This window comes from Streptomyces sp. NPDC002676, from assembly GCF_053592455.1.
Window position 1 is genome coordinate 1 of sequence record NZ_JBSFVT010000076.1, and the last position, 1,539, is coordinate 1,539.

1 protein-coding gene is annotated in these 1,539 nt (G+C 69.5%); it reads left to right on the forward strand.

All coding sequences use genetic code 11. The features are described 5' to 3' along the window. Positions 1 to 97 precede the first annotated feature (97 nt). Positions 98 to 1,507 (forward strand): IS701 family transposase, encoded by a 1,410-nt coding sequence (locus ACWD3E_RS43285; RefSeq protein WP_451392944.1) that lies wholly within the window; start codon positions 98 to 100, stop codon positions 1,505 to 1,507. Positions 1,508 to 1,539: the final 32 nt, after the last annotated feature.

The window sequence follows — 1,539 nt, forward strand, 5'->3', positions numbered from 1 at the left end:
CGGTAGTTCGTTAAATCCGGTGTTGGTGCAGGTTGACGGCAGGTCGGGTTGGTCGTAGGCCGGTGGGAGGAGTCAACTGCTTTGCTGGGGGCTGAAGATGACCGCTCGCCGTCCGTGTCCGCCTGCGCCGGGGCCGTTGGAGGAGTACGCGGCCCGGTTCGACGACCTCTTCTTCAGCCTGGCGCAGCGGCGGGGTTTTCGCGAGTACCTGACCGGACTGCTGGCGCCACGGGAGCGGAACAAGACGATCACCTGTCTGGCAGGGGCTGAGCCGGTGACCGGCGCGGGGATGCCGGCGGTGCAGCGGCTGCAGTTCTTCTTGTCCGAGTCTTGCTGGGAGGTCGAGCAGGTCAACGACCGGCGGCTTGAGCTGCTGCGCGAGCAGCCGGCGACGGCTCCGCACGACGGCGGGGTCATCGTGATCGACGACTCCGGGGACCGCAAGGACGGCACGGGCACCGCGCATGTCGGCAGGCAGTGGCTGGGCCGGTTGGGCAAGACGGACAACGGCATCGTCACGGTGACCACGATGTGGACCGACGGCCGCGTGTACTACCCGCTGCACGCGACTCCCTACACCCCCGCCCACCACTTCACCCGCGGCCGGTCCGACCCAGCCTTCCGCACCAAACCGCAGCTGGCCGCTGCCCTCGCGACCCGCGGGAAGGCGGCTGGCTTCGGCTGCCGGGCGGTGGTCGCCGACTGCGCCTACTCCGTCAGCGACGACTGGTACCGCGCACTACGCGAGGCCGGCCTGGCCTACGTCGTGGCCCTCAAACCGCACCGCGGCACCTGGGCTCCGGCAGACCAGCCACACACCCCCATCGAAGCAGCCCACGCCCTGACCTGGAAGGATGCCAAGCATCCCGGCGACTGGACACCCGTTGAGCGTCACTTCCGCGACGGGCACACCGAGACCTGGTGGGCCGCCGACGCCTACCTGGCCGGCTACGGCCCGGACTCCCCGTGCCGGCTGGTCGTGGCCACCACCGACCCGGCCAGCCTGCCAGAGAAGGCCACCTGGTACCTGACCACCAACCTGCCTCACCCCGACGCACCCCACGCCGCCACCAGCCCGCACCCGCCGGCCGACCTCGCCGAGATCGTCCGCCTCTATGGCCTGCGGCCATGGATCGAGCAGAGCTACAAGCAGATCAAGGACGAACTCGGCTGGGCCGACTTCCAAGTCCGCTCCGACCGCGCCATCCGCCGCCACCAGACCCTGGTCAACTGCGCCTTCTCCTTCTGCTGGGACCAGTGGTTCGCCCCACCCGGACCACTGGATACCACCGCACCGGACCCGTGCCCCAACGAGGGGCCAGAGAGGGGGACCGGCCTCGTCCCACCAGCCCCAACCTCCCTGCTGGCCCAGGGCCTTACGCGCCATCCGCTCCTGGCTCACCCCCGCCATCACCCTCACCCGATGGTGGCGAGCCTGGACGGACACGGACCCACCCCCCGAACTCCGGGCCCTGATCGACGCGGTCAACAACGGACACGGCATTAACCTCTACCGCCGGATTTAACGAACTACCGGTA

Bases quoted from the DNA above. Each gene is read 5' to 3' on its own strand.
- ACWD3E_RS43285 (WP_451392944.1), top strand. From the start codon at position 98: ATGACCGCTCGCCGTCCGTGTCCGCCTGCGCCGGGGCCGTTGGAGGAG.